This window comes from Enterococcus sp. RIT-PI-f (assembly GCF_001297065.1).
Lineage (GTDB): Bacteria > Bacillota > Bacilli > Lactobacillales > Enterococcaceae > Enterococcus_D.
Genome location: NZ_LHOX01000011.1, coordinates 1 through 26,440 on the forward strand (window position 1 = coordinate 1; position 26,440 = coordinate 26,440).

A 26,440-nucleotide genomic window follows, 5' to 3' on the forward strand; every position below is an offset into this window, starting at 1 on the left:
TAGTTCGTCTGTTGTAAGATGGGTGTAGGTCATTTGTACTCACTCCTTAATAATTCTTTGGTCGGAACTATTTTGAGTGTAGCACAAATGATCTTTTTAGTTGTCTAGCTTAATTTTACAATCGACGATATAAAAAAACAGACATCTAAAGGAGGCCTTTGTGATAATCCAAATTGTTTTCACACTTCTTATCGCCTTGATTGGTGGTTTGATATTTAAAAGAATGAAAATACCAGCTGCTTTTATGACCGGTGGTATGATTGCAGTCGCCATCCTCTCGATTCTGACAAATCAAATGGCTATGCCTCGTTCTATGAAGTTTTTCGCTCAAGTTATCAGCGGTGCTTATATCGGCCAACAAAGTTCTAGAAATACTTTTTTACAATTAAAGCATTTGATTTTGCCAATTATTTTCTTGATGTCCTTATTTACTATCAACAGCTTTATCTTGGGTGCTATTTTTGTTCATTTTTTTTCAATGGATTGGACAACTGCACTCTTATCTTGCTTACCCGGAGGTATCATGGATGTCTCCCTCATCAGTATTGATATGGGGGCGAATGCTGAAATCGTTGCTACGATGCAATTGGCAAGACTTGTAGGTATGTTGATCATCTTGCCTCAATGGTCAAAATTGATTTTGACTACTTTTGCTAAAAAAAATAAACAACAAAAATCCCGTACTAATAAGGATAATCAATCTGCGCCTTCAGTAACGATCGTGGCCAAGAAATCAATGACCAACGATATAAAGATCTTGTTTATTGCTTTTATTGGCGGCTCCCTTGGTGTGTTCCTCGGTATTCCTGTTGGCGCTTTAATTTTTGCCTTGCTTTTCTCCTTTATGTATAAATTGAGAGTGGATCCTTTCTCTCTTTCACCATATGTAAGATATGGTGCACAGATATTGGCGGCTTCAATTATTGGCAGCACTTTTACGATGCACAGTCTTTCACAAATGAAAACCTTAGTCTTTCCAATCATTATCTTGTTTATCGGTTTCTTGTTGGTCAACATAACCTTTACATTGATTGTCAGCCATTTTGACATACTTGATACCCAGTCTGCAATTTTTGCTTCATCCCCCGCTGGTGCAACAGATATCTCTCTGATTGCTGCTGATTTAGGCGGTGATTTAACTTCTATTGCTAGTATTCAAATCACACGTACCCTGTTTGCGATTGTGGTACTACCACAGTTGATCAATTTTTTTATACATATGATGAATTGAGCAAAATTTTGCGTGCACCAAAAAAAATCCTCTAACGAGGATTTTTTTTGTTAATGATATAAGAAATATAAATACTATTGGCTCTATAATTTATAGAACAAAGGAGACCCGGCAACATTGATCATCCTTTACGATATGCCTCGGTGAATATCATCTTTCAATTTCACCTACTGATTCGACACCCGTGTCAAAAATCGATTGACCCGTTCATTGGTTGACTCTTCAAATATCTGCTTCGGCGTGCCTTTGGCAATCACTTGTCCATCTTCCATAAAAATCACTTCGTCTGCAATTTCTTTTGCAAAACTCATTTCGTGCGTCACAATAAGCATTGTACGGTTATCTTGTGCCAACGTCTTAATTATTGCCAATATTTCACCTACCAATTCAGGATCTAAAGCAGAAGTCGGTTCATCAAACAACACAATTTCTGGATTTAATGCTAGCGCTCTTGCGATGCCGATACGCTGCTGTTGCCCACCGGATAACTGACTGGGATACTTGTCTTTTTGTTCCAATAGACCAATTTGAGTCAACAATACCTCCGCAATTGCCACTGCTTCATCCTTTTTAGTTTTCTTGACCATAATCAACCCTTCGGTAATATTTTGCAATGCTGTCTTGTTTCGAAAAAGATTATAATGCTGAAAGACCATCGACGTATGACGTCCTAAAAATAAACGTTCTTTTTTAGAAAGGTTGCTAAAGTCGATTTTTTTACCTTTGAGCAGAATCTCTCCTGACTCTGCAGATTCTAAACAGTTGATACATCGCAAAAAAGTCGTTTTACCTGAGCCGCTAGGTCCGATGATAACTTTGACTTCGCCTTTTTGAATGGTTAAATCGACACCTTTCAAAATTGATGTTTGATGAAACTTTTTTTTAATTTGTTTGATCTCGATCATATCAAAACCTCTACTTTACTTATTTGCATTGCTAGACGAATTCCTTGTTCAATCAACACACTTAAAAACCAATATATCACTGCGATTGCCAGATATGCTTCTAAATAATTATATCCTTGCCCTGCTTTAATAATGGCGGCGTTGTAAATTTCTATCACACCGACCATTGAAACCAAAGAAGAGGCTTTTACCAAACCAATTAATTGATTGCCCAAAATAGGCATCGCACCCAAAAGCGCTTGTGGCAAAATAATACGAGAAAAAGCTTGCCACTGTGAAAAACCAATGGATTGCGCAGCATCCCATTGCCCTTTGGAGATACCATCGATTCCAGCTTTTAGAGCCTCGGCAGTTCCTGTGATTGAAACGATCGTCAAAGCAAATATCGCAACATGTTCAGGTTTGTTATCGAAAATATTCAAAAATGAATGTCCTTCTCCTATCAGTTGATCTAAATAATTCACGATTACTGTTTGGGAAAATAACAATACAAGTACAACTGGGACTCCTTTAAAAATAGTAATATAAATCGTCGCGAACTGATTCAAAAAAGGGACATGAAAAATCCGAAACCATGTAAATAAAAGACCAATCATGAATGAAAGCAAAAAAGAAATACCAGCAATATTGATTGTCACAGGCAGATAGCCTAATGAAGTACGTATTGTCTGAAATAAGAAGTTAGTGTCAATCGTCATATATTATCCGTCCTATCACAAACATAATTATTCTGTATAATCATCGCCTAACCATTTTTTAGATAATTCTTGTAACGCCCCCTCTTCTTTCAATGATTTTAGTGCTTGATCAATCGCTTTCTGCAATTTGGCTTCTTTCTCATCATCTTTACGATACAAGAAATAAGTTGATGACTCATTGACTGGTTTGTCAGAAGCTTTTAATGACGTACCATATGCTTCGTTGTACTTATTGATGTCGAATTTAGTCAATAATGTGGCATCATAAGAACCTTTTTGCAAGCCTCTTACAATTTCTTCAAAACCATTAGATAAATAAACAATATTGATGTCGCCTTCTTCTTCACTATTGAATTTTTCTAATAAGGTCGGTGCATTTCCACCCGCAACGGCAGGTACATTTTTGCCATTTAGATCTGACAAACTCTGGTAATTCTGATCATCATTTTGGGCAATATAGAGATCGTAATTGGTATACCCTTCAGTGGCGTATAAATACTTGGCTTGTCGTTCTTCATTTGTTTCTAGCTGATTGGCAATTAAATCGATTTTGCTGCTTTCAAGAGACGTAAACAATGAGGCAAACTCGTATTGTTCATATTTAAATGTATACTCTGGCAATTTATCATCAATGGCCCGAAGTACCTCAACGTCATAACCAGTCAACTCCCCCTCTTCATCTAAATATGTGAAGGGTTGTCCCGCTCCGCTAGTACCTACAATAATTTCTTGTGCACCTGTTTCTGTACTCGTTGCCTCTGTCTTCCCGCAACCCGCAGCACCCAATGTCACCAATGATAAACTACCGATGAATAAAGTCCATTTTATTTTCTTCATTCGTTTTTTCCTCCTAATATTCATATATGATCCGTTGATCAATCCATTGAAAGATTCCTTTTAATAAATAACTAGCAACAATAAAAATAATTGCAGCAATCAAGTAGACTTCTGTATTGCGGTAAGTCAACGCTGCAATTGAACGGACTTTCCCCATAACTTCGACAATTCCCAAAGAAAAAGCTAAAGAAGTATCTTGCAGCAAGCCAACCAAAGCAACCCCAAAATTTGGGATGGCAATTCTGAATGCCTGGGGTAATACGATGCGGCTATAGCACCTCCATTGACTTAAACCAATTGATCGCGCTGCTTCTATTTGACCTTTTGGTATGGCCAAAATTGCACCGCGGATAATCTCAGAAAAAAAAGCACTACAGTTCAATCCATAAGCAATGAATACATAAGTCAATTTACTCCATCCCTCAATGGATAAACCGACTGTTTCCAATAACACCGGTAATCCATAAAAGACAACAAACAACTGCACCAAAATCGGTGTTCCTCGCAAAAATGATACAAAAACAATAACAATCTGATTGGCGATAGGTACTTTTTCAACACGGATGATCGCAACTATTGCACCTAGAAAAAAACCTATCAAACAAGCAACTGCGACAATCAATACGGTAAGAGGAAAAGCCTTCAAAATACTAACAAAATAGCGTTGAACAATATCCCAATGAATAAAATCTGCCATCAACAATCACCTCTTACGTCAAATCGATTGACCCTAAAAATTCAGAGATAGTCAATGGGGGACGCTTTAATACCTGGGTCAAATCATCTGATACAACATTCAACTGGTTTTCTCTTAACCCCTTTTGAATATTCGCTATGAATGCAACTGTGGCCTCATCGATCCCAAATGATTGTAATTGAGCAATATACTCTTTTTCGGCAAGTTGTTCAATAACAATATTGGCTTGCTGAACCTCATTGACTTGATTGATCAAATCTGATTGAGATAATGGATTGCCAGAAAATTCATAGATCTGTTGATCGATTTTTTCCTGTGATAAAACAGTTGCGATGGCTTCAGCATAATCTTGTTTTGCGGCCCAACCAATTTTCCCCTCCCAAATGACTGTTTGCCAAACCCCTGTTTGTAGAGCCGTCTTGATTGCTGTCTCCTCGTTCTCTAAATACCAATTATTTCTGAAAAAAACATACGGTATACCCGTTGCTGCGATTTTTTTTTCAGTATAAGCATGGACTTCTGCTAGATTCAATGTACTTTCCTGCGCATTCACTACACTTGTATAAGCAATGAAGCCGACATTGGCTTTTTTTGCGGCTTCTATGGCTTGCCCATGCTGCCGAATACGTTCCTCAGTACTGCCATCTGTCGAAATAATCAGTAAACGATCAACAGCCGCAAATGTCTGCTCTAAATGAGCCGGATCATCAAAGTCCCCTTGACGTACCTCTATACCTGCTGCAGCCAAATCCGACGCCTTTTCAGGGTTTCGTACGCTAACTGCCAATAATTCATTTGGTAAAAGTTTGGATAATTGATTTATGATACGTGCACCGAGATCTCCAGTAGCACCTGTAATCAGTAAGGTCATAACTTATTCCTCCATTATTTTGATTTGTGGTAGCTCCTAGCTTAGCGGTCAGAAAACTTTTCGTCAATTTGGAAATAACTAATACAATCCTTTAGAAAAAAGCTAATTTATTTTTGTGGTTCTACTTGCTATAGTGGCGTTATTCAACTGAAAGAGAGGGAAAAGAATGAGTGTATTTTTAGAAGAAACAAGTCTTACCTATCTAGAAACAGCAAAAAAAGCATTTACCTATATCGAGTCTAAGAAAGTACAAACCGAATATGGCATATACTGGTCGTTAGATGAGTCAACAGATAATGGTGCTTATTTCGACGAAACAAGTATTTACGCAGGAAGTGCCGGTATTCTCTATTTCTATTTGCAACTCAGTAAAGTAACAAACGATAATCGCTATTTAAAGGATGCTAAAGAAGCATTGCGCTACATTCAACATCGTTGGGAAACTGACCGTGACTTACAATTAGCGATTTCAAATTGGGCGTATACCAGTGGATATAGTGGTATCGGCTATGTATTGACTGAACTCTATTTGCATACCAAAGATACTTCGTATTCAGACTTTGTCACAGCAATTGGCCAAGAAATCATCAATCAAGCGGTGAAAGACGAAGCAGGCAACGGCTATTACTGGTCAGGAGCAATCGGTGTTATCGCTGACTCTGGCACATTATTATTCTTATTAGATACAGCTGAAAAACTTTCAATCCCTGAATGGACAACATTTGCTATCGAAGCAGGACGATACTTATTGAATAAAGGAATCACTTATCCTGATGGTGGAATCTATTATAAAGGTGTGAAATTTGGTCCAGAAGGCAGTCATTTCCCTGGCTTTCCTCTCGGTTCGGCAGGTGTCGGTTATACACTTTTGAAACTTTATAAAGCAAGCGGCGATGACCAATTTCTTGCAGCTACTGACGGCATCAAAGAGTACTATGAAGCCATCGCTCAAGGCGATGAAGAAGCCTTGCTGATTCCCCACAATGTGCCAAATGACCATATTTACTATCTAGGTTATTGCGGCGGACCAGCTGGAATCGTTCGTTACTTCTACTATTATTATACGTTGACAAAAAATGAAGAATACCGTGACTTTTATCAAAAACTACTCAAAGGCGTCTTGAAAACTGGGGCACCTGATATTCATTCTGAAGGCTATTGGCATACCCATACACAATGCTGCGGCACTTCAGGTTTAGTCGATACATTTATTGGGGCTTACCTTGATACCAAAGACCCATTGTATTTAGCAGCAGCAAAACGCAGCGGTCTTCAATTGTTAGGCTGGAGCCGAGATGAGCCAACGGATAGTGAAATCATAGGAACCAAATGGTACCAAGCTTACTCAAGAATCGATCCTGACCAAATAACTACAGCAATTGGTTACTATGATGGTGCTGCTGGCATCGCTAGTTCCCTTTTACATCTATATCAAATAGAAGAACACGCCTTTCCGATCCAAAACGTATTAGACAACCCTTTTCCAGTACAATAAACCATTAAAAGTACCTGCTATTTTTCAGTGCCAACCAAAAATGTATTTTTGGTGAAGGTACTGTATGATAAATAGTCGGTACTTTTTTTCATGCAGTTAAATTATTGGCGATTCTTTTTTCTAATCACAAGAAGAAAAAACAAGTCATCCAGATCGACTCATATTGAGAAACCAGGAATAAGAATTCAATCTAGTTTTGCGTTTTTTGTTGCTGTCAACGGGATAATGAGACTATGCTTTTCTGTTTATTCGCGTATCTTCTGCTTATCATTTTTAAGAGATTGATCTTATCACAATAAAAAACCACCTATTGCTCTATGTTCGTTCTTTCTGTTATGCTAACTTAAATTTATCTCCAAGATTCCATTTTAAACTATTGTTCCTAAAGAAAGGTTTTGCCTATGAATCTGCAGCAATTAAAATATATCAACGAAATCAGTAAGCAAGGAACGATCAATGGGGCGGCCTTAAACCTTTACGTAACTGCACCCACTATCTCTGTGGCTGTAAAAGAATTAGAAACAGAACTCGGATTCCGATTGTTCGACCGAACTGCCGCTGGTATGCGTGCAACGCAGCGAGGCGCTGCATTTATTGAATATGCCCAAAAAATTTTGGCAGAGTTAACCAACTTAGAAGCGACCTTTCTCTCCTCAGAAGAACCAGAACAACGTTTTTCGATATCTAGTCAGCACTATGATTTTGCTTCCGAAGCATTTGTGCAATTGATCAACACTTCGGCTGAGAGTCGTTTTACCTATCGTTTTTTGGAAACTGAAACAAAAAAAGTCATCCATGATGTCGCAAACCATATGAGTGAAATCGGCATTATTTATCTAAGTGAATTCAATGCGATTCCGTTGCACGAAGCGTTCCGAAAAAACCAACTGACCTTTGTTCCTTTACTCACCTTTCAACCTCATGCTTTTTTGAACCGATATCATCCTTTAGCAGAAAAGAAAAGTTTATCTTATCATGACTTACAACCTTTTCCTGTCATCACATTTGAGCAGTCGACAGATTCAACGATCCATTATTCTGAAGAACCAATGGAGTTACAATCACAAGCAAAAGTCGTCATTGTCAGTGACCGTTCCAGTGCCATAAATGTTTTGACAGGTACAAACAGCTATTTGATAGGATCTGGGATCATGAGCAGTATGCTTACTGCTCAAACGCTAGTCTCTGTTCCAATCGAAAGTTTAGCCAAGCATCAAATCGGCTATTTATTACACCAATCGCTGCCGCCTTCGCCGACTGCAGAACTGTTTATTGAAAAATTGCACCAAGTGATTACCAGTAAAACATGATTGATGTCATTAATTACGCTATCTTATATATGTTTCACTTCCAATTCATCCTGACCCAACTAGGAAATCTTATTGATGGACATTCACATTTGTGTCTGAATAAATGGAATTTAGTTAACATGTGATGATCAATGACAATAAGACGGCAGTCGCCTATGATAGATAGAACTGGATCACTTCAGCAGCTAAAAAGAATTCTTTCTGAATTCCTTTGCTATTGAAATTTTTTGCCAGCACTTTGATTTCTCTCATGATGCGTCAAGTCGTAAATGTTATTATGTAAGTACCAACGAAATAAGTAAAATGCATATTTATATGATCAATCAATTAAGTGAAATAATATAAAAAACTAAATAGATTTTTTATCAACTGGTTGGGTTTCACTTAAATTTTTCCATCAGTTCTTGTTGACAAAAAGCACAAAAAAAAAGACTTTCTTCGAAAAGAAAGTCGCTGAATATTGATAAATCAATATGTCTATTATTCCGCAGCGTTTGCGTCTTTGAGACCGTATTTTTTGTTGAAACGGTCCACACGTCCGTCTGCTTGTGTGAATTTTTGGCGTCCAGTGTAGAATGGATGTGAATCAGAAGTTACTTCGACACGGATCAATGGATACGTGTTGCCGTCTTCCCACTCAACTGTTTCTTGAGAATTCTTTGTAGAACCTGATAAGAATTTGAAACCAGTAGTTGAGTCCATGAATACAACTGGATGATAATCTGGATGGATATCTTGTTTCATTTCTTCTTCTCTCCTTTGCCCTGGCTCATTTGCTTCACCAGAGTTGATTTTGTCGAATTTACAACATGACTATCTTACCATGTTTGATTTACAGATGCAATTATCTTTTGATATTTCTTTTTGGACGTTTGTCGCCGAAATGAACTTCCTGAAACGCAGCAAGGAATTCTTGATTGTTTTTGGTTTTTCGCAGGAATTGGATGAATTGTTCCGTGAATTCTAATGAGTCACCGGTCATGTTGTTGCGTAAACGCCATGTTTCTTCTAACTGCTCGCTGCTCATCAACAATTCTTCTTTGCGGGTCCCTGATTTTCTAATATCTATAGCAGGGAAGACACGACGCTCAGCCAAACTGCGTGATAGTTGTAATTCCATATTGCCGGTTCCTTTGAATTCTTCATAAATGACATCGTCCATGCGGCTGCCGGTATCAACTAAAGCTGTCGCCAGAATAGTTAAACTACCGCCTTCTTCAATGTTGCGGGCCGCCCCAAAGAATTTCTTTGGTTTATATAACGCAGCAGGGTCGATCCCCCCACTCAACGTTCGCCCACTTGGCGGTACGACTAGGTTATATGCCCGTGCCAAACGCGTGATACTGTCCATCAAAATCACGACATCCCGCTTGTCTTCCACCAAGCGCATCGCCCGTTCCAACACAAGCTCCGCTACTCGGGTATGATTGCTCGGCTGCAAATCAAAAGTTGAGGACACCACATCCCCTTTGACACTGCGTTCTAAATCAGTGACTTCTTCTGGCCGTTCATCGATCAGCAAGACGATCAATTCAACATCTGGATAATTATCGGTGATCCCATTGGCAATTTCTTTCAAAATGCTTGTTTTCCCAGCTTTTGGCGGAGCCACGATCAGGCCACGTTGTCCAAAACCAACCGGTGAAAACATATCGATCATTCGGGTAGATAAGCGCCCAGCGGTGGTTTCCAAATTCAAATGACGGTTCGGATACAGTGGCGTCAAGGCTGGAAAATGCGGACGTTCTTTGGCCTCTTCTGGGTCTTTGCCATTGACAGACTCCACATGCATCAAGCCATAGTAACGTTCCGACTCTTTCGGCGGTCTTGCTTTGCCGGCAACTTTATCTCCGTTACGCAAACTAAAGCGACGGATCTGTGAAGAAGAAATATAAATATCTTCTGCACTAGGACCATAATTGATGGGCCGCAAAAAACCATAGCCTTCTTGCCCCACGATGTCCAAAACACCTTCCATATAGAAGAAGCCTTGCTTCTCCGCTTGTGCACGAATCACCGCTAAAGACAATTCTTTTTTGTTCATTTGACTGTAATACGGAATCCGGAACTGTTTGGCAAAAGTATAGATTTCTTTCAACGTTTTGTTTTCCAGTTCAGCCATTGTTAAATAATCGCTCATAGTTACTCCTCTATCATTTGGATATCCGCACCCAATGCAGTCAGTTTTTCGATAATGTGGTCATACCCACGCAAAATATATTCAACATTGAAGACGGTCGTTGTACCTTGTGCCATCAATCCAGCAATCACCAGACAAGCCCCAGCTCGTAAATCTGATGCAACAACTTCTGCGCCCTGTAATTGACTTGGTCCGCTCACAAAAATCATATTGCCTTCGGTTGTCGCATTGGCACCCATTCTTGCCAATTCAGGAATATGATTGACCCGTTTCGCATAGATCGTATCTAAAATTTCTGACTTGCCATGGGCTTTCAATAACAAAGGTGTGATTGGTTGTTGCAAGTCAGTTGCAAATCCTGGATATGGATAAGTTTTGACGACAGCAGGTTTCAGGTCTTTCGAAGGATGAACGTAAATTTCATCTTCACTGATATCCATGCGGACACCGATTTCTTCTAATTTGGCGATATAGCTTTCAAGATGCTCATAAATCACATTCTTGACTACGATCCCTTCCCCGACAGCTGCAGCCAAGGACAAGTAAGTCCCAGCTTCAATGCGATCAGGAATGATTGAATGTCGGCATCCATGCAATTCTTCTACGCCTTCGATACGAATCTCGTTGGTGCCTGCACCTCTGATTTTAGCGCCCATATTGTTCAACAATGTAGCAACATCAATAATTTCCGGTTCCCGTGCAGCATTCTCAATAATCGTTTTGCCTTTGGCTTTGACAGCGGCCAGCATCACATTGATCGTTGCGCCAATTGACACCATATCCAAAAAGATGCGTTCGCCAACAAGCTCTTCTTCACTGGTACGCAAATACATTGCACCATGCTCGTTCGTCACAGTAGCACCCAGTGCTTCAAATCCTTTAATGTGTAAATCGATAGGGCGTGGTCCTAAGAAACAGCCGCCTGGCAACCCAACGACACCTTCACCAAATTTGGCCAACAAAGCACCCATGAAGTAATAGGACGCACGTAAACTATTGATTTTTCCGCTTGGCATTGGGATCGAGACAATATTGGTTGGATCAATTTCGAGGGTATTGTGTGCAAAATGGGTTTTGACACCCATGATTTCGAGGATTTCAATTAATGAGTGCACATCTTGGATGTCTGGCACTCCTTCTAAAACAACAGGAGAATCTGCGAGGATCGCAGCTGGAATCAACGCCACAGCACTGTTCTTTGCCCCGCTGATGGTGACTTCCCCTTTTAAGGGACGATTGCCTTCGATGACAATTTTCTTCATTTATATCCACCTATACTTTTTTTAAATTTGTGTATACTAAATTGATTTTAGCATAAAATCAGCAAAGAAAAAAGAACCATCTTCTCACGCGACGTTGTCACCTACTGAAGGTGTAGCAGCCGATGGCTGTATATCTTGCGGAAAATGAGTTTATTCATTTTCTAATCCTATCCAAAGCATAAAAAAACCGCTAGAAAGACATCTTTCTAACGGTTTTGGGCAGTTATTCGAATTAAGCTTTACCAGCTGAACCGAACCAGTCAATGTGTTCTTCTGCATCTTTAACGATTGCAGCAACACCTGGTGCCAATAATTTACGAGGGTCGAATCCTTTGCCTTCTTGATCTTTGCCAGCTTCGATATATTCACGTGTAGCTTTAGCAAATGACAATTGGAATTCAGTATTTACGTTGACTTTAGAAACACCCATAGCGATTGCTTTTTGGATTTGTTCTTGAGGAATACCAGAACCACCATGTAATACTAAAGGTACATCAGAACCTACAGCATCAGCGATTGCTTGTAAGTGGTCAAAAGCAAGGCCTTTCCAGTTTTCTGGATATTGACCGTGAATGTTACCAATACCGCAAGCTAGGTAATCTAAACCAGTTGCAACCATTTGTTTACATTCTTCGATGTCAGCTAATTCGCCAGAACCGATGATACCATCTTCTTCTCCGCCGATTGAACCAACTTCACACTCAACAGAAATGCCTTTTGCGTGTGCTTTTTCTACAACTTCTTTAGCCAATTTCAAGTTTTCATCGAATGGTAAGTGAGAGCCATCGAACATAACTGAAGTATAACCAACTTCGATACATTCCATTGCTGCATCGTAATCACCATGGTCTAAGTGGATCGCAACTGGAACAGTAATGTTCATTGAATCAACTAAGTTAGTAATGATATCTTTAGCAACTTTGTAACCGCCCATGTATTTCGCAGCGCCCATTGAAGTTTGGATCAAAACTGGTGCTTTCTTCGCTTCAGCGGCTTTTAAGATCGCTTGTGTCCATTCTAAGTTATTTGTGTTGAATCCGCCGACTGCATATCCGCCTTGACGAGCAGCTTTTAAGAATTCAGCTCCTGATACTACTGGCATAAAAAATTCCTCCTAAGTTTTAAAAAACTTTATTTGTTAAGCCATGCTTAACCGACACTGCTATTTTAGCAAATATTTGCGGTATTTGCTACTAAAAAGAAGAATTTATCTTTTCAAAAAAAGTCTGCACAAAGTCAAAAGAACCTTATTTTCAAACGGTTTTCAGAAAACTTGCCGTTTTATAAGCAATTCTTTCCTGCCTGCTTGCATTTATCACATTATTTCACATGTGAAAATTCGCGAAAAATTTCACAATTTTTTTCGCTGTTTTATCATAATTCTCAGTCCAGGCATTTTTGAGCATATCAATAGCCTTGTGAAAGCGCCTATACTATCATATTAAAAAAGGAGGGATAAAATGAAAAAAGCATTACTTGGATTTTTTACATTGATTGGTATTTTATTTTTGGCAGCCTGCGGCAATGGTACAGGGTCATCTGAAGAGACAAAAACATTCACAATGGCGCAAAATGGGGTTTCGATGGAATTGGTGTTCCATTATGATGGCGATAAAGTCATTAGTCAGACAGCGAACAATGTCATGCCTTATGAAGCGATCGGTGCGACAACGAAAGAAGAAGCACAAGAATTACTGGACCCCATCGCAGAACAATACCAGCAAGTTCAGGGCTTGGATTACTCTCTAGATTATAGTGACAGCGAAGCCACTGAATCTTTGACCATCAATTACGATGAGTTGGACTATGACGCCGCCAAACAATTGCCTGGCGTCAGCTTTGAAGGCGACACGGACAATGGTATCAGTATGGAGCGGACAGAAGAAATGCTTTTGGATCAAGGATATGAACTAAAAGAAGAATAACTCCCTCAGGGGTCACCATAGAAAAAAACGCTATGCACCACTGTCTTTCACATGAAAGGACAGTAGCGGCATAGCGTTTTTTATTTAGGCTTGGCGATTGTCTAATGATGCCCCAACAAACGCTTTGATCAAGCGTTGTGGACGTGTTGGACGTGAGATCAATTCTGGATGGAATTGGCAGCCAACAAAGAATTTGTTTTCTGGAATTTCCACGATCTCAACCAACCGATTGTCCGGTGATACACCAGAGAAGACCATTCCCTGTGCTTCAAAAATCTCACGGTATTGGTTGTTGAATTCATAACGGTGACGGTGACGTTCTTGCACCACTTCTTCATCGTTATAAGCCGCAGCTGTTTTGGTACCTTTCTTCACTTTACATGGATATAGACCTAAGCGTAATGTACCACCCATGTTTTCGATATTTTCTTGATCGGCCATCAAGTCAATAATGTTATTGGCTGTTTCAGGATCTGTTTCTGCAGAATTGGCATTTTCTAAACCAACTACGTTGCGGGCAAATTCCACGCATGCCATTTGCATCCCTAGACAAATCCCTAAGAATGGCACATCGTTTTCGCGGGCATAGCGAATGGCTTCGATTTTCCCTTCGATGCCGCGGTCACCAAAGCCACCGGGAACCAAAATACCGTCTGCATCTGATAAGTAAGCAGCTGCATTTTCAGCGGTAATGTCTTGGGCTTTGATCCAATCTAATTCAATATCTGCGTCAAAAGCAAAACCAGAATGTTTTAACGCTTCAACCACAGATAAATAAGCATCTGGCAATTCAACATATTTTCCGACAAGTGCAATCCGGACTTTTTTCTTCAAGTTCAAGACTTTCTCTTCTAATGCTTGCCATTCTGTCATATCAGCTGCTGGAGCCGTCAATTTCAAATGATCACAAACGATTTGATCCATGCCTTGCGCTTGTAGTGCCAATGGGATTGAATACAGTGTTTCAACGTCGCGAGATTCGATCACTGCTTCAGGCGCCACATCACAAAATTGCGCCAATTTGTTTTTGGTTGATTGGGAAACTGGTTGTTCTGTACGGACAACTAGGATATTCGGTTGAATGCCTAAGCCACGTAATTCTTTGACACTGTGTTGTGTCGGTTTGGTTTTCATTTCTCCTGCAGCTTTTAGATAGGGGATCAAGGTTGTATGGATGTACATCACGTTATCCGCACCTACATCGGCCTTCATTTGACGCAACGCTTCTAAGAAAGGCAATGACTCGATATCCCCAACTGTACCGCCGACTTCAGTGATAATAATATCTGAGTCTGTCATTTTGGCAGCCCGCATGATTTTTTCTTTGATTTCATTGGTGATATGTGGAATGACTTGGACAGTCGCGCCTAGATATTCCCCTTTTCGCTCTTTCCGCAAAACTTCTGAGTAGATTTTTCCAGTTGTTACGTTTGAGTATTTGTTCAAGTTGATATCAATAAACCGTTCATAGTGACCAAGGTCCAAGTCCGTTTCTGCGCCATCATCTGTTACAAATACTTCCCCATGTTGATATGGGCTCATTGTGCCCGGATCGACATTGATGTAAGGATCGAATTTTTGGATCGTTACTTTCAAGCCGCGGTTTTTTAACAAACGGCCCAATGACGCTGCAACGATACCTTTACCAATTGAAGAAACCACGCCGCCGGTTACAAAAATATATTTTGTCATAAACTGAAAAACTCCTTTAATCTATTTTACAGGAAAAGCACTTAGAAAATAGTAAAAGCTCCCTATCCATCGAATGAATAGGGAGCGAAAATTCTAAATCACTTTCTGACTCTTGTAAAGAGTGCCCAAACAGAATGATACAATCTCACCTAATAAATGTCAAGAAAACTTTATCGGATTTTTTCAGAAAAAGACTTGAGTTTCAAATCGAAGGTGGTTCTTCCATGAGGTTTCATGAACCCACCCGTAATTAAAAATTCTTAACTACTCTTCACGATTTCACCATATCTATTCGAAAGAATATCTATTTTTACGCCTACTTTATTGATTTTTACCTGTCATAATCGTTTTTGTAGATGAAGACTGGCGCTTTACTCGTTTTGCTAAAAATGATTGGAAGGTTCATTCTAGGTATTTTTGGCAAATGTGAGGTGCAGGTTCGATTCCTGCCTTCTACGCTATGGTTTGCCCCTGAACAAGATACTGAGATGTATCTTGTTTTTTTGTGGGTTTCCCGATTCTGTCTCATACGCTTCTCCAGAATGGACGGTTGGTTGATTCTAACGAAAAGATTTGCGACAATAGCTATAAACAACAAACAAAGCATTTTTTCAATTTTTCTCTATTCTTTTGTTCACTTTTTCTCAAGTGGTTTGTTGTATTGATGAGAGGAGGGCCGACATGCAGTTAGATCAATATGAACAGTATCTTTTTGCATTGACCAAAGATTTGATTCAGTATCTTCAATCCATTGGCGCTAGTCTGCAAGATGCTGAGGATATTGCACAAGAATCCCTCGTCAAAATACTTGAGATCGAGCAGGTCTTATCCGCTGATGCTATCCGTCCGTGGTTGTTTCGTGTAGGCATCAACCGTTATTTCAATCTATATAACCAGACAAAGCGTCGCAATCGTATTCTCAGACAATATCTCCCTGTCAATGAAGGCACGGAATGGCAGGAATCAGATGATCGACTGTATGGTGCGTTGCTGCAATTGCCTTTAACAACAGCTACGCTCCTATACATGAAATATAGCGAAGGACGTAGCATCAAAGAAATCAGTTTTTTATTCAACAGATCTGAAGACAGTATCAAAACATCTCTTTATCGCGGCCGAAAGCAACTTAAAATGATAGTGGAGGAGAAGGAAAAATGACACTTGAAGACAAAGAATTAGCAGCTATCGTGAAAAAAGCTAGACGTAAAAATAATCGAAAAATCATGTTTACTATTATATTCAGTTTGATTCTATTTATAGGTGTCCCACTTACCTGGTATCTGCGTTACTATAATTACGGTCCTTTCCAAGGAGACAAAATGGCTGGTGTTCCAGACAATCATTTGATTCAATCAGAAAATGATAATGGACTTAGCAGTTTACTGTTTGATTACGGCTCTCATCTCATGTTCAACACGCATGCAACTTCGATCACAGTGTTTGTCGACACATATCATTATGGTGATAGAGTTGGTCACGATTCGGCCGCATCTCTCACCTATGAGAAAGACGCAGATCTCAGCGGCTACATGAACATCGGTTTTCCTAAAGGTGAAGGCAAGCTGCTGACAGAAATATTTTCCAATGGAGCCAAATCTAACACAATCACAGATTTAACACAGTACGGGTATCCGACAGAAGATGAAGAAACTTCACCCCAATTTGGTGGTGTGATCAGCATCGAAAATAACCAAGTGAAGATTCAAAAAAAGCAGGAGATTCCATTGTTTTATTTAGCAAGTGGAGATGCGCTGAAAATTTATGCTGATTTCAAACTTAATATTGCCCAAGAAAACCTTAAGACCTTAGATCTTGTATTTTATATCTATGCGCTCGTTGAATAAAAAAAATCTGCAGAAATTTACTCTGCAGATTTTTTTTCTTATCAGAAAGTTTAATTCCGACGATTGTTATTTCCAAACAAAATAACCAAACGCAGCAATTGTAACAATGTAGCAACCGCTGCTGCGACATAGGTTAATGCAGCGGCAAACAGTACCCGTCGTGCTTGGGGAACTTCTTCCTCTGTCAATAATCCTCCGTCTGCCAAAATTTTGATTGCCCGTTTTGAGGCATCAAATTCGACAGGCAGCGTCACCAATTGGAAAATAAAAGCCAATGAAAAAGCAATCAATCCCAAGTTGACAAGAAACGAGCCACGAAGCAACACACCGATCAAAATCAAGGGAATCGAAATCGAAGTGCCAATATTAGCGATCGGAACGATCGCATGGCGCAGACGCAACGGGAAATAACCCTTAGCATCTTGGACCGCATGTCCGCACTCATGGGCTGCGACACCAATCGCCGCAACCGAGGTTGATTGCGCCGTAGCTTGCGATAAACTCAGTGTTTTATTGCCTGAATTATAATTGTCTGTTAAATCACCAGCGATGGCTTGAACACCAACATCATGAATGCCTTGGCTTTCCAAAATGAATTGTGCCGCTTTCGTTCCAGTAATATTGTTGCGGCTTTTGACTTTGTCAAATTTGTTAAAGGTACTTTTGACATATGCTGAAGCAGCCATCGAAATAACCATACCGATGATCACTAAAATAAACGTAGGGTCGTAAAACCAACCAAAACCATATCCACCCATACCATACATAAGTGTATTCCTCCTTTAAATCTTTGACCTTATTTTACCATTAAAGTCGTGAAAAAACGGTGAAGATGAAACGAAAATTTTGTATTTAACCTTTTTTTACAAACTCAGATTTCAATTTCATTGCACCGAATCCATCGATTTTACAATCAATATTGTGATCACCTTCGACCAATTTGATGTTTTTCACTTTTGTACCTTGCTTAATGGCACTTGTTGCACCTTTGACTTTGAGATCTTTGATCACAGTCACGGTATCACCATCAACCAGAAGATTGCCATTGGCGTCTTTGTAAACCGGCAGCTCTTCTGTGGCTTGCGCGTCTTCCCATTCATGACCGCATTCAGGGCAAACATAGAACCCCCGATCTTCATATGTATAGCTTGATTGGCACGTAGGACAATGAGGCATTTGTGTCATATTGTTGCTCCTTTGATAAAATAGTATAGTTGTAAAAAAAACAATTCGACTTCAGCATACCCAAAATTGATACCGGATGCAACCACTATTTTCGTCATAAAAATTGTAAAAAAAACATGCACTGCATTCGAACATTCATGTGTCCGTTCTGCAGTGCATGCTGTCTATGGTGCCATGAGGGGGGAATCCCCTATTCTTCCTACCATACATATGTCTTTATTTCGAAAAATAATTGGCACAGGCATCGCCAATCCATTGGATGATTTGCACGATAACGATCAGCAAAACAATCACAAAAATCAAGATTGCCGTTTCGTAACGGTAATACCCGTATTGGATCGCTAAATCGCCGATCCCACCTGCGCCAATCGTACCGACCATGGCGGAGTAGCCCAATAAACTGATCAGTGTCAAAACAAAGCCGCGGATCAAAGCTGGCAAACTTTCCGGCAAAATCACCTCACGGATGATCTGACCTGTAGATGCGCCAGAAGCAATACTCGCTTCTAGAACACCATAGTCGATTTCTGTGAAGGCCGACTCCGCGATTCGTGCATAAAATGGGATGGCCGCGATCGACAATGCGATAGCCCCTCCTGCTGGTGTATATGGGTCACCAATCAACAACGCCGATACAGGAATCAATGTGATCAAGAGGATCAAGAAAGGCAGTGAACGAATCGCATTGACAATAAAATCAGCTACATGGTGCAAAGCCTTGTTTCTATAAAAAAGTCGGCTGCTTACTAAAAACAGCACGAGCCCTATCAACAAGCCGAAAACAACGCCGATCACTGCAGAAGTCCCTACCATAAAGAAGGTTTCCCAAAGGGCCTTAGGCAAATTGGTTTTCAATATCTCGATCGTTTCAGTCATTGGCTGCACCTACTTTCCTCAAAGAGAAGACATTGGCCGCAATATACGCGCGGGCTTTGTCGATTTCTTCTTGCGGTCCTGTCAAATATACATACAAAATACCGATCACATCTTGTTGGATATAGTCAATTTTGCCATGAATAATATTGACAGCCACATCATACGCTTTGGCTACTGTTGAAATCAAGGGTTCCAACGTATACTCTCCTTGATATCTTAATTCCAGTAAATCGCCTTGTGTAAAGAGCGCTAATATTTCCTCCGGTAGTGTCAAATCTAAATAACGGCCAACCAACTTTTGCGTGATCGGTTGATTGGGTTGACTGAACAGCCCATAGGTCGTTTGTTCTTCCACGATTCGGCCGTTCTCCATTACTGCTACGCGATCAAAAAATTTGCGGGCAACATCTAATTCATGGGTAATAAAGACGATCGTGATACCGGTTTGTTCTTTGATTTTCGTCAATAATTGCAGGGTCTCTTCGGTGGTTTCAACATCCAACGCACTCGTTGCTTCATCACAGAGCAAAATTTCCGGCTGATTAGCAATGGCACGGGCAATGCCGATTCGCTGTTTCTCGCCACCAGACAAATTATTGGGATACGCATGCAATTTATCTGTTAAATCCACCATTTCCAGTAATTCCATGATCCTAGCTTCCCGCTGGTCTTTGGGGTAGTTGCCGGCTTTTAGCGCAAACGCTAAGTTGTCTTTGATCGTTCGATTATGGATCAAATTGAAATGCTGAAAAATCATGCCGATCTTCTGGCGGATTTGCCGCAATTCCTGTCCCCGCGCTTTCGTGATATCTTGTCCATCAATCAAGATCTGACCACTTGAAGGGACTTGCAGTAAATTCAACGTCCGAACGAGGGTGCTTTTCCCCGCGCCACTCAAGCCCACAATACCGAACACTTCTCCTGCCTGTACAGAAAAGTCCACACTGTCCACCGCTTTTTTGAATTGCTTATTTTGTTTGAATAAAACCGAAACCTGTTTTACTTCTATTTTTGCCATCGCTATTCCTTCTTACTCTGTCCAAAAATCTGGTTGATTGAAATCTTTGAAAGCTGAATCAGCAATCGCATCTTTGAAATCTTGACTTTCCAACACTTCAGTCACAGCTTGTGCAAAGTCGCTGTCTTTGTCTTCTGTGCGAACAACAAAAACATTTTTATATTCTTCTTTCAACGACTCTAGCGCCAATGCATCCGCTGGATCTAAGGAAGCCGCCCAAGCAAAATTCCCAGGTACCAAGGCTACATCTACGGTATCTAAAGAACGGGCCAATTGTGCAGCATCCAGTTCTTTGAAGGTCAAGTTTTTCGGATTGTCTTTGATATCCGTTACAGTGGCTTTGGTTTCATCGATATCCTCTGCAATCGTGATCAAGCCGTTGGCGGCTAACAATTGCAAGGTCCGTGCCAAGTTTGAGGCATCATTGGCGATCGATACTGTTGCACCATCTGCTAGATCATCCAGACTACTCAGTTTATTGGAATAGATCCCCATTCCTAAGGTTGGTACTTTTTGTAATGCTGTCAAATCTAAATCATTGTCTGCTGAAAATTTTTCTAAATAAGCCGTATGTTGAAATAAATTGGCATCGATTTGACCATTGGCTAAGGCATTGTTTGGTTGGATATAATCATTGAAGACCTTTGTTGTCAAAGTATAGCCTTTATCTGCCAATAATGGTGAAATCACATCTGTTACCATGTCACCATAAGGACCAGGTGCAACACCAACCACTTTTTCTTCTAGCGCTGCTGTTGTGCTTGATGCTTCTGTTTCACTGGTACTGCCGTTTCCGCAAGCGGCTAGTGTGAACAAGACGGCTGTTACCGCCAACCCAACTGTTAATTTTTTTAACCCTATCATTCTTCATTTCCCCTTTATTTTAAAATAAAAAAAGTCCCTTCTCTATAAGCATAGAGAAAGGACGAAACAACCAAGTTCGTGGTACCACCTTTATTCGTTGATCGAAATCAACCTTATCAGTTCACTGATTTGCTGTAACGGGCATCCCGTTGTAGGCTAGCCTAAAGCTCACATACAAACGCTCAAAGACCATCTTCGATCAATTGCTTGTGCTCTTTCCCACCAGACCGAGCTCTCTGAAACAAGCAGCAATGACTTACTTTTCTTATCGTTGCGCATTTTTTAATTGTGCTTAACTATACGATACGCAGATTTGATTGTCAATCTTTTTTTCATGAAAATCCAATTCATTTACAAGTGTTTTCACCTAGTTTATAGATGTAAATTCTCATCTGTGATCAACCCTTCTGACACCATGATGGCATCACCAATCAACGCAAGGTTTTCATGGTCAACGACTACAGTCAAGGTACCGCCTAGTACCTGCAGCAAGACTTCTGCCGTGGTTTTTCCTTGATGGTGTGACACTGCATAGGCAGTAGCACCCGAACCCGTACCGCAAGCAAACGTGAAGTCTTCCACCCCGCGTTCAAAGGTTCTGACGACTAAATCACCTGTTGGCGTCTCATCATAGAAGTTGACATTGGCGCCTTTCGGAAAAGCAGCCCAATGGCGTATCGCTTTTGCAGTGTCTGTCAGCTCATTTAAAGGTACATCTGCTAAACCTGGATAATGGACGACAGCATGGGGGATCCCTGGATTGCCTAATTCCACATAATCAAGTGTGGTGACCGTTGTTCCTGGGAAGGATTGAGCAAAACGCGTCACTGTTGGCGGATTTAACAAAACTTTGTATTCTTTCTTGTCTAAGCGCCAAGCGGGTACATCCCCAGCCACTGTTTCAATGGTCATTGCTTCACCAGCGATTTGCTGTTCATAGGCATAACGCGCAATGCAACGCGCGCCATTTCCGCACATCTCAGCTTCCGTACCATCTGCATTGTAAAAACGCATGCGAAAATCAGCTGTGCCTTCTGGATAGTCCACTGCCATCACGGCATCGGCACCAATCGAGAATTTATGTCGACAAGTTTGGATCGCTAGTGCCGAGAGTTGTTCATGGGTCAACTTCAATGACCGATTATCGATCACGATAAAATCATTAGCGGCACCTTGCATTTTGGTATAGGGAATCTTCATGGTTGCTCACCTGCTTTCTTATTTTAATCTGGACAAACGCCGATTTATTTCGTTAAAAATGAAGGAATCACTTCATTTTGGATCATTTGCTGATAGGTTTGGCGTTTGACAGCCAATTCTGCTTGGCCTTCATTGACAAACACAACAGCCGGGATTTGCAAATTGTTATAGTTGCTGGCCATTGAATAGCCATAAGCCCCCGTTGAAAATGTCGCAAAGATGTCACCGGTTTTAACGGGCGGCAACGCCAAGTCCTTCACCAATATATCGGTACTTTCGCACGCTTTGCCAGAAATCGTGATGGTTTCTGTTGCTGGTTCATTGGCGCGGTTAGCCAAGATACCTGTATAAGCTGCTTGGTACAAACCCGGACGAATATTGTCTGTCATCCCACCATCGATACTGGCATACGTCCGTATACCTGGAAGTGTTTTGATACTGCCAATCGTATGCAAACTAATACCGGCCTCTGCAACAATACTACGCCCAGGTTCAATAACGATCGTTGGCCGTTCTTGGTTTTGCTGTTGATAAAATGCATCGATTTTTTCCATCACTGGGTCAAGGAAGAAGCTGTAAGGCTGACGGATGTCCGCTTCAGTATAACGGACACCAAAACCACCACCAACATTCAACTCCTTGATCCAATAAGAAAACCGATCAAAAATTTGTTTGACTAACTGCAGGGCTGCATCCGTAGCGCCTAGATGTGATTGGTTATCGGATAACTGACTGCCAACATGAAAATGCAGCCCATAAAAATCGAGTTCAGGCGCATCGATGACCTCGGCTATCAGCGGAAACAAGATGTCTTCATCCAATGGAATCCCGAACTTAGAATCTTTTTGGCCAGTAGAAATAAATTGATGCGTTTTTACAGACACTTCTGGTGTGATCCGCAACATAATCTTCGCCACCTGATTCATCTCTTGGCAAATCGCCCGAATCAAGCCGATTTCTTGTATTCCATCGACAATGATCCGGCCAACACCATACTCGATGGCCGCTGTCAGCTCTTCGATTGATTTGTTGTTGCCATTAAACTCGATATGTTCTGCAGGGAAATCAGCTTGGATCGCCGTATATAATTCACCGCCACTCACAACATCCAATGACAATCCTTCATCAGCAATGATCCGCAACATCGCAGTTGTACAAAATGCTTTGGCTGCATAAGCCGCTCGCGTATGCGGATAGCGAGCCAAAAAGGCCGCATGGATTTTCTGACATTCTTCCCGAATGTCAGAAACAGAATAGACATACAAGGGGGTCCCGAATGTTTGCGCCAATGACACCGTATCGACACCATCGATGTATAAATGGTTTTCTTTGATTTCTTTTGTCATTTTGCAGCTCCTTTCGTTTCATTCAATGCAGGGATCAGTCGGACATAACACTCAATCCCTTGCAAGAGATTTTTTTCATCAAAATTCATTTTATTGCTGTGCAGCGGGTACGTATACCCCTTGTCTTCATTCCGTATCCCAACGAAAAAGAAAACACCAGGAATTTCTTTTTGATACATCGAAAAGTCTTCCGCCAACATATAGGGTGGGGTTTCAAGATAACTATCTCCTGCGACTTTCGCCAAAACATCCACCATTTGTGCATCGTTATCTACGACACGATACAGGTGCTCAAAGTCTACTTCTGCACGACAACCATAGCCTTTAGCAATTTCTTCCGCTAACAAAGTCACACGCTGTGTCATCGTATCATACACATCATCATCAAACGCGCGCATCGTCCCATTCAAGACAACTTTGCCCGGAATGATGTTCTCAGCATCTCCACCATGGATTTTGCCAAACGTGATCACACCAGAGGACAACGGACTGATGTTCCGAGAAATCACTGAATGCAACCCTTGGATCACAGCCGCAGCTGCCAAGATCGCATCACTTCCTTGTTGCGGTTGTGCCCCATGGGCGCTGGCGCCATGGATCGCGATATTGATTTCGCCATTGCGAGCCATCATCGGCCCTTTGCGGCAAGCGATCACACCTTCAGGGAAATCCGGAAAGACATGCAAGCCCACGATTTGTTCCACCGCAAAATCCCGTAAAACACCTTCATCGATCAGCAGTTGTGCACCACCCGGCCCTTCTTCTGCTGGTTGGAAAATGAGAATGATCGTTCCTTGGATCGCCTCTGGGTGTGCGGACAAATACTTAGCAAAACCCAACATTGTGGCCATATGTCCATCATGGCCACAAGCATGCATGCGCCCCTCGTGGGTTGAATGAAACGCGACCCCAGTCTCTTCTTGGATCGGCAATCCATCAATATCTGTTCGAAAAGCAAGTGTTTTCCCTGGTACTTCACTGCGGAAAACCGCCACTAAACCTGTATCTAAAATAGGATAGATCTCCTTCATGCCAAAAGATTGCAACTGGCGCAGCAAGTATTCTTTTGTCTTGAACTCGGTCAACCCCAATTCAGGAATTTGATGTAACGCACGTCGATAACGCACCACATCCTCAGTTAAATCTTTGACAGCTTGAGATACTTGCATGTAAAAACACCTTTCTTTCATCCGAATAAATTATCCATAAAGTGGCTGGATATTCAGTTTTTCATGGTTTTTCATTGATATTGGTTAATATTATAGTATATAATTCGAATAATCTATAGATAAATTGTCTAAATTTTTCGATTTTTATTCAAACTTTTCTGGTACACTTATCTTATAGACAAAAATAAAATTGGTTGGAAGGATGTGTCGTATTTTGACAATATTCAAAGGTTCTGGCGTTGCTTTGATCACCCCTATGCTTCAAGATGGTTCGGTGGATTTCGATAAGTTGAAGGAGTTGGCAGAGTGGCATGTGCAACAAGGAACTGACGCGATCATTGCTTGTGGTACGACCGGAGAAGCCTCCACACTGGACGATGAAGAACACATCGCAGTCATCGAAGCTGTGGTGCAGCAAGTCGCTGGCAGAATTCCCGTGATCGGTGGTACTGGTTCGAATAACACCCAGCATGGCATCTACCTTTCGCAAGAAGCGCAACGTGTTGGTGCAGATGCATTATTGGTGGTGACACCTTACTACAATAAAGCAACAAAAAGAAGTTTAGTGGCGCATTATGAAGCCATTTGTCAAAGTGTTGATTTACCCGTGATCTTATATTCGGTAGCTTCCCGCACAGGCTTGAATTTAACCCCTGACGCTGTAGCTGAGTTGAAAAAGATTCCAAATATCAAAGGGATCAAAGAAGCCAGCGGCGACATTTCACAAATCGCTGAAATCGCACGCTTGGCAGATGATGATTTTGCACTGTATTCCGGCAATGATGATCAAGTGACACCGATCCTCGCACTTGGCGGCGCTGGCGTCATCTCAACGATCGCTAACATCGCACCTAAACAAACGGCGAAATTGGTTGCTGATTTCTTAGAAGGCGATCTTCAGCCTGCCATTCAAGAACAACTGAAACAAAAACCATTGATCGATGCCATCTTCAGTGAAGTCAACCCAGTGCCGATCAAAGCAGCGGTGTCCTTACTAGGAAAATGCGATTTGCATTACCGGTTGCCTCTTGGCATGCCGGAAGATGCGACCTTGGTCCATTTAGAAGAAGAAATGACTGCATACGGTTTGCTTTAAGGAGGCAGCATGGTGAAAAACATTTTATTAAGCGGCGCCAATGGCCGCATGGGTCAGGTGTTGCAAAAACTGATTGGGCAGCACCCAGACCTTGAAGTTGCAGCTGGATTGGATCGCCACAAAGATCTTAACGGTGCTTTTCCGATCTATGATTCAGCCGCTGACATCAAAGAATCGATCGATGTCGTCATCGACTTTTCGCATTACAGCAATGTCCCTGAGCTGTTGAATTACTGTGTTGATCAGCAATTGCCCATCGTGGTAGCAACCACAGGATTAACGGAAGAAACGCAAATGATGCTGCCAGTAGCGGCCAACGTCATTCCAGTTTTTTATTCCGCCAACATGTCATTGGGGATCAATGTCTTGATCAAAGCGCTCCAGTCGATCACCCCAGCACTAGAAGCTGATTTCGATATCGAGATCATTGAAAAACACCACAATCAGAAACTGGATGCACCTAGTGGCACCGCACTATTGTTGGCCGACGCCATCAATGACAGTTGCGAGAACAAGAAGGATTATCTCTATGGCCGTTCTGGCAGCGACCTTGTCAACGATCGACAACAACTAGGCATCCACGCTGTACGAGGCGGTACGATCTCTGGGGAACATACTGTTATCTATGCGGGACAAGATGAAATCATTGAACTGAAACACACCGCGCTCTCACGCGACATTTTCGCAAACGGTGCTTTAAAAGCAGCAGTCTTTTTGGCTGATCAAGCACCAGGACTCTATTCTATGCAAAATCTACTCGATAAGTAAAGGTGGTATCT

The 26,440-nt window shown here is 41.2% G+C and carries 26 protein-coding genes and 1 other annotated feature; of the genes, 8 read left to right on the plus strand and 18 right to left on the minus strand.

Features of this window, described 5'->3' with window-relative positions:
- Window positions 1-160: 160 nt before the first annotated feature.
- Complete coding sequence (locus tag AEQ18_RS03750; protein ID WP_326930184.1) at window positions 161-1,231, plus strand: AbrB family transcriptional regulator; 1,071 nt, start codon at window positions 161-163, stop codon at window positions 1,229-1,231.
- A 167-nt stretch (window positions 1,232-1,398) separates the two neighbouring features.
- On the opposite strand, the gene AEQ18_RS03755 is transcribed toward AEQ18_RS03750, so the two are convergent.
- From AEQ18_RS03755 to AEQ18_RS03775, 5 genes are read right to left on the minus strand one after another with little or no spacing between them, the layout of a single operon-like run.
- Window positions 1,399-2,136: an amino acid ABC transporter ATP-binding protein gene (locus tag AEQ18_RS03755; protein WP_054115032.1), complete on the minus strand. Its 738-nt coding sequence runs from the start codon at window positions 2,134-2,136 to the stop codon at window positions 1,399-1,401.
- A complete protein-coding gene (locus tag AEQ18_RS03760; protein ID WP_054115033.1) occupies window positions 2,133-2,834 on the minus strand; it encodes an amino acid ABC transporter permease in 702 nt (233 codons plus the stop codon). The genes AEQ18_RS03755 and AEQ18_RS03760 overlap by 4 nt, the downstream gene beginning before the upstream one ends.
- A 27-nt stretch (window positions 2,835-2,861) precedes the next feature.
- Window positions 2,862-3,671: a transporter substrate-binding domain-containing protein gene (locus tag AEQ18_RS03765; RefSeq protein WP_054115034.1), complete on the minus strand. Its 810-nt coding sequence runs from the start codon at window positions 3,669-3,671 to the stop codon at window positions 2,862-2,864.
- Window positions 3,672-3,684: 13 nt separating this feature from the next.
- Window positions 3,685-4,368 carry an amino acid ABC transporter permease gene (locus tag AEQ18_RS03770; protein WP_054115035.1) on the minus strand — a complete coding sequence of 228 codons (684 nt, stop codon included), beginning with the start codon at window positions 4,366-4,368 and terminating at the stop codon, window positions 3,685-3,687.
- 13 nt (window positions 4,369-4,381) lie between these two features.
- Window positions 4,382-5,239 carry an SDR family oxidoreductase gene (locus tag AEQ18_RS03775; protein WP_054115036.1) on the minus strand — a complete coding sequence of 286 codons (858 nt, stop codon included), beginning with the start codon at window positions 5,237-5,239 and terminating at the stop codon, window positions 4,382-4,384.
- A gap of 166 nt (window positions 5,240-5,405) precedes the next feature.
- Between AEQ18_RS03775 and AEQ18_RS03780 the strand changes: the two genes are divergently transcribed.
- Together AEQ18_RS03780 and AEQ18_RS03785 are read left to right on the plus strand one after the other, a co-directional pair.
- Entirely contained in the window at window positions 5,406-6,734 is a 1,329-nt protein-coding gene (locus AEQ18_RS03780; RefSeq protein ID WP_054115037.1) for a lanthionine synthetase LanC family protein, read from the plus strand.
- A 401-nt stretch (window positions 6,735-7,135) separates the two neighbouring features.
- Window positions 7,136-8,044, plus strand: a complete 909-nt coding sequence (locus AEQ18_RS03785; RefSeq protein ID WP_054115038.1) for a LysR family transcriptional regulator — start codon at window positions 7,136-7,138, stop codon at window positions 8,042-8,044.
- A gap of 480 nt (window positions 8,045-8,524) precedes the next feature.
- Here AEQ18_RS03785 and AEQ18_RS03790 read toward each other — a convergent pair whose 3' ends face one another.
- The 4 genes from AEQ18_RS03790 to AEQ18_RS03805 form a co-directional block, all read right to left on the minus strand.
- Window positions 8,525-8,788, minus strand: coding sequence for a type B 50S ribosomal protein L31 (locus tag AEQ18_RS03790; protein ID WP_005228304.1), 264 nt, complete (start codon window positions 8,786-8,788; stop codon window positions 8,525-8,527).
- A 100-nt stretch (window positions 8,789-8,888) separates the two neighbouring features.
- Window positions 8,889-10,184 (minus strand): transcription termination factor Rho, encoded by a 1,296-nt coding sequence (rho, locus tag AEQ18_RS03795; protein ID WP_054115039.1) that lies wholly within the window; start codon window positions 10,182-10,184, stop codon window positions 8,889-8,891.
- A gap of 2 nt (window positions 10,185-10,186) precedes the next feature.
- Window positions 10,187-11,446: a UDP-N-acetylglucosamine 1-carboxyvinyltransferase gene (locus AEQ18_RS03800; RefSeq protein ID WP_054115040.1), complete on the minus strand. Its 1,260-nt coding sequence runs from the start codon at window positions 11,444-11,446 to the stop codon at window positions 10,187-10,189.
- Between the two features lie 232 nt (window positions 11,447-11,678).
- Window positions 11,679-12,548 (minus strand): class II fructose-bisphosphate aldolase, encoded by an 870-nt coding sequence (locus AEQ18_RS03805; protein ID WP_054115041.1) that lies wholly within the window; start codon window positions 12,546-12,548, stop codon window positions 11,679-11,681.
- Window positions 12,549-12,906: 358 nt separating this feature from the next.
- Between AEQ18_RS03805 and AEQ18_RS03810 the strand changes: the two genes are divergently transcribed.
- Entirely contained in the window at window positions 12,907-13,371 is a 465-nt protein-coding gene (locus tag AEQ18_RS03810; protein ID WP_054115042.1) for a YehR family lipoprotein, read from the plus strand.
- Window positions 13,372-13,455: 84 nt separating this feature from the next.
- Here AEQ18_RS03810 and AEQ18_RS03815 read toward each other — a convergent pair whose 3' ends face one another.
- On the minus strand, window positions 13,456-15,063 hold the full coding sequence (locus tag AEQ18_RS03815) for a CTP synthase (protein WP_054115043.1): 1,608 nt from the start codon (window positions 15,061-15,063) through the stop codon (window positions 13,456-13,458).
- A 681-nt stretch (window positions 15,064-15,744) separates the two neighbouring features.
- On the opposite strand from AEQ18_RS03815, the gene AEQ18_RS03820 reads away from it, so the two are divergent.
- Both AEQ18_RS03820 and AEQ18_RS03825 read left to right on the plus strand, forming a co-directional pair.
- A complete protein-coding gene (locus AEQ18_RS03820; protein WP_054115044.1) occupies window positions 15,745-16,221 on the plus strand; it encodes an RNA polymerase sigma factor in 477 nt (158 codons plus the stop codon).
- Window positions 16,218-16,907 (plus strand): hypothetical protein, encoded by a 690-nt coding sequence (locus tag AEQ18_RS03825; protein WP_054115045.1) that lies wholly within the window; start codon window positions 16,218-16,220, stop codon window positions 16,905-16,907. The genes AEQ18_RS03820 and AEQ18_RS03825 overlap by 4 nt, the downstream gene beginning before the upstream one ends.
- Window positions 16,908-16,957: 50 nt before the next feature.
- Here the strand turns inward: AEQ18_RS03825 and AEQ18_RS03830 are convergent, their stop codons facing one another.
- The 8 genes from AEQ18_RS03830 to AEQ18_RS03865 all read right to left on the minus strand — a co-directional run bounded on the left by AEQ18_RS03830 (window position 16,958) and on the right by AEQ18_RS03865 (window position 24,565).
- Window positions 16,958-17,674, minus strand: a complete 717-nt coding sequence (locus AEQ18_RS03830) for a zinc metallopeptidase (protein WP_054115046.1) — start codon at window positions 17,672-17,674, stop codon at window positions 16,958-16,960.
- A gap of 85 nt (window positions 17,675-17,759) precedes the next feature.
- Window positions 17,760-18,092 (minus strand): zinc ribbon domain-containing protein YjdM, encoded by a 333-nt coding sequence (locus AEQ18_RS03835; protein WP_054115047.1) that lies wholly within the window; start codon window positions 18,090-18,092, stop codon window positions 17,760-17,762.
- A 216-nt stretch (window positions 18,093-18,308) separates the two neighbouring features.
- Window positions 18,309-18,968 (minus strand): methionine ABC transporter permease, encoded by a 660-nt coding sequence (locus tag AEQ18_RS03840; protein ID WP_054115048.1) that lies wholly within the window; start codon window positions 18,966-18,968, stop codon window positions 18,309-18,311.
- Entirely contained in the window at window positions 18,961-19,986 is a 1,026-nt protein-coding gene (locus AEQ18_RS03845) for a methionine ABC transporter ATP-binding protein (RefSeq protein WP_054115049.1), read from the minus strand. Before AEQ18_RS03845 ends, AEQ18_RS03840 begins: the two co-directional genes overlap by 8 nt.
- Before the next feature lie 12 nt (window positions 19,987-19,998).
- Window positions 19,999-20,850 carry a MetQ/NlpA family ABC transporter substrate-binding protein gene (locus AEQ18_RS03850; protein ID WP_054115050.1) on the minus strand — a complete coding sequence of 284 codons (852 nt, stop codon included), beginning with the start codon at window positions 20,848-20,850 and terminating at the stop codon, window positions 19,999-20,001.
- Between the two features lie 54 nt (window positions 20,851-20,904).
- Window positions 20,905-21,131 (minus strand) — a binding site (T-box leader).
- A 91-nt stretch (window positions 21,132-21,222) separates the two neighbouring features.
- Window positions 21,223-22,050: a diaminopimelate epimerase gene (dapF, locus tag AEQ18_RS03855; protein WP_054115051.1), complete on the minus strand. Its 828-nt coding sequence runs from the start codon at window positions 22,048-22,050 to the stop codon at window positions 21,223-21,225.
- A gap of 44 nt (window positions 22,051-22,094) precedes the next feature.
- Window positions 22,095-23,396: a diaminopimelate decarboxylase gene (gene lysA / locus AEQ18_RS03860; RefSeq protein ID WP_054115052.1), complete on the minus strand. Its 1,302-nt coding sequence runs from the start codon at window positions 23,394-23,396 to the stop codon at window positions 22,095-22,097.
- On the minus strand, window positions 23,393-24,565 hold the full coding sequence (locus tag AEQ18_RS03865) for a M20 metallopeptidase family protein (RefSeq protein ID WP_054115053.1): 1,173 nt from the start codon (window positions 24,563-24,565) through the stop codon (window positions 23,393-23,395). Before AEQ18_RS03865 ends, lysA begins: the two co-directional genes overlap by 4 nt.
- A gap of 214 nt (window positions 24,566-24,779) precedes the next feature.
- On the opposite strand from AEQ18_RS03865, the gene dapA reads away from it, so the two are divergent.
- Complete coding sequence (dapA, locus tag AEQ18_RS03870) at window positions 24,780-25,661, plus strand: 4-hydroxy-tetrahydrodipicolinate synthase (RefSeq protein WP_054115054.1); 882 nt, start codon at window positions 24,780-24,782, stop codon at window positions 25,659-25,661.
- Window positions 25,662-25,673: 12 nt separating this feature from the next.
- Window positions 25,674-26,429 carry a 4-hydroxy-tetrahydrodipicolinate reductase gene (gene dapB, locus AEQ18_RS03875; RefSeq protein WP_054115307.1) on the plus strand — a complete coding sequence of 252 codons (756 nt, stop codon included), beginning with the start codon at window positions 25,674-25,676 and terminating at the stop codon, window positions 26,427-26,429.
- Window positions 26,430-26,440: the final 11 nt, after the last annotated feature.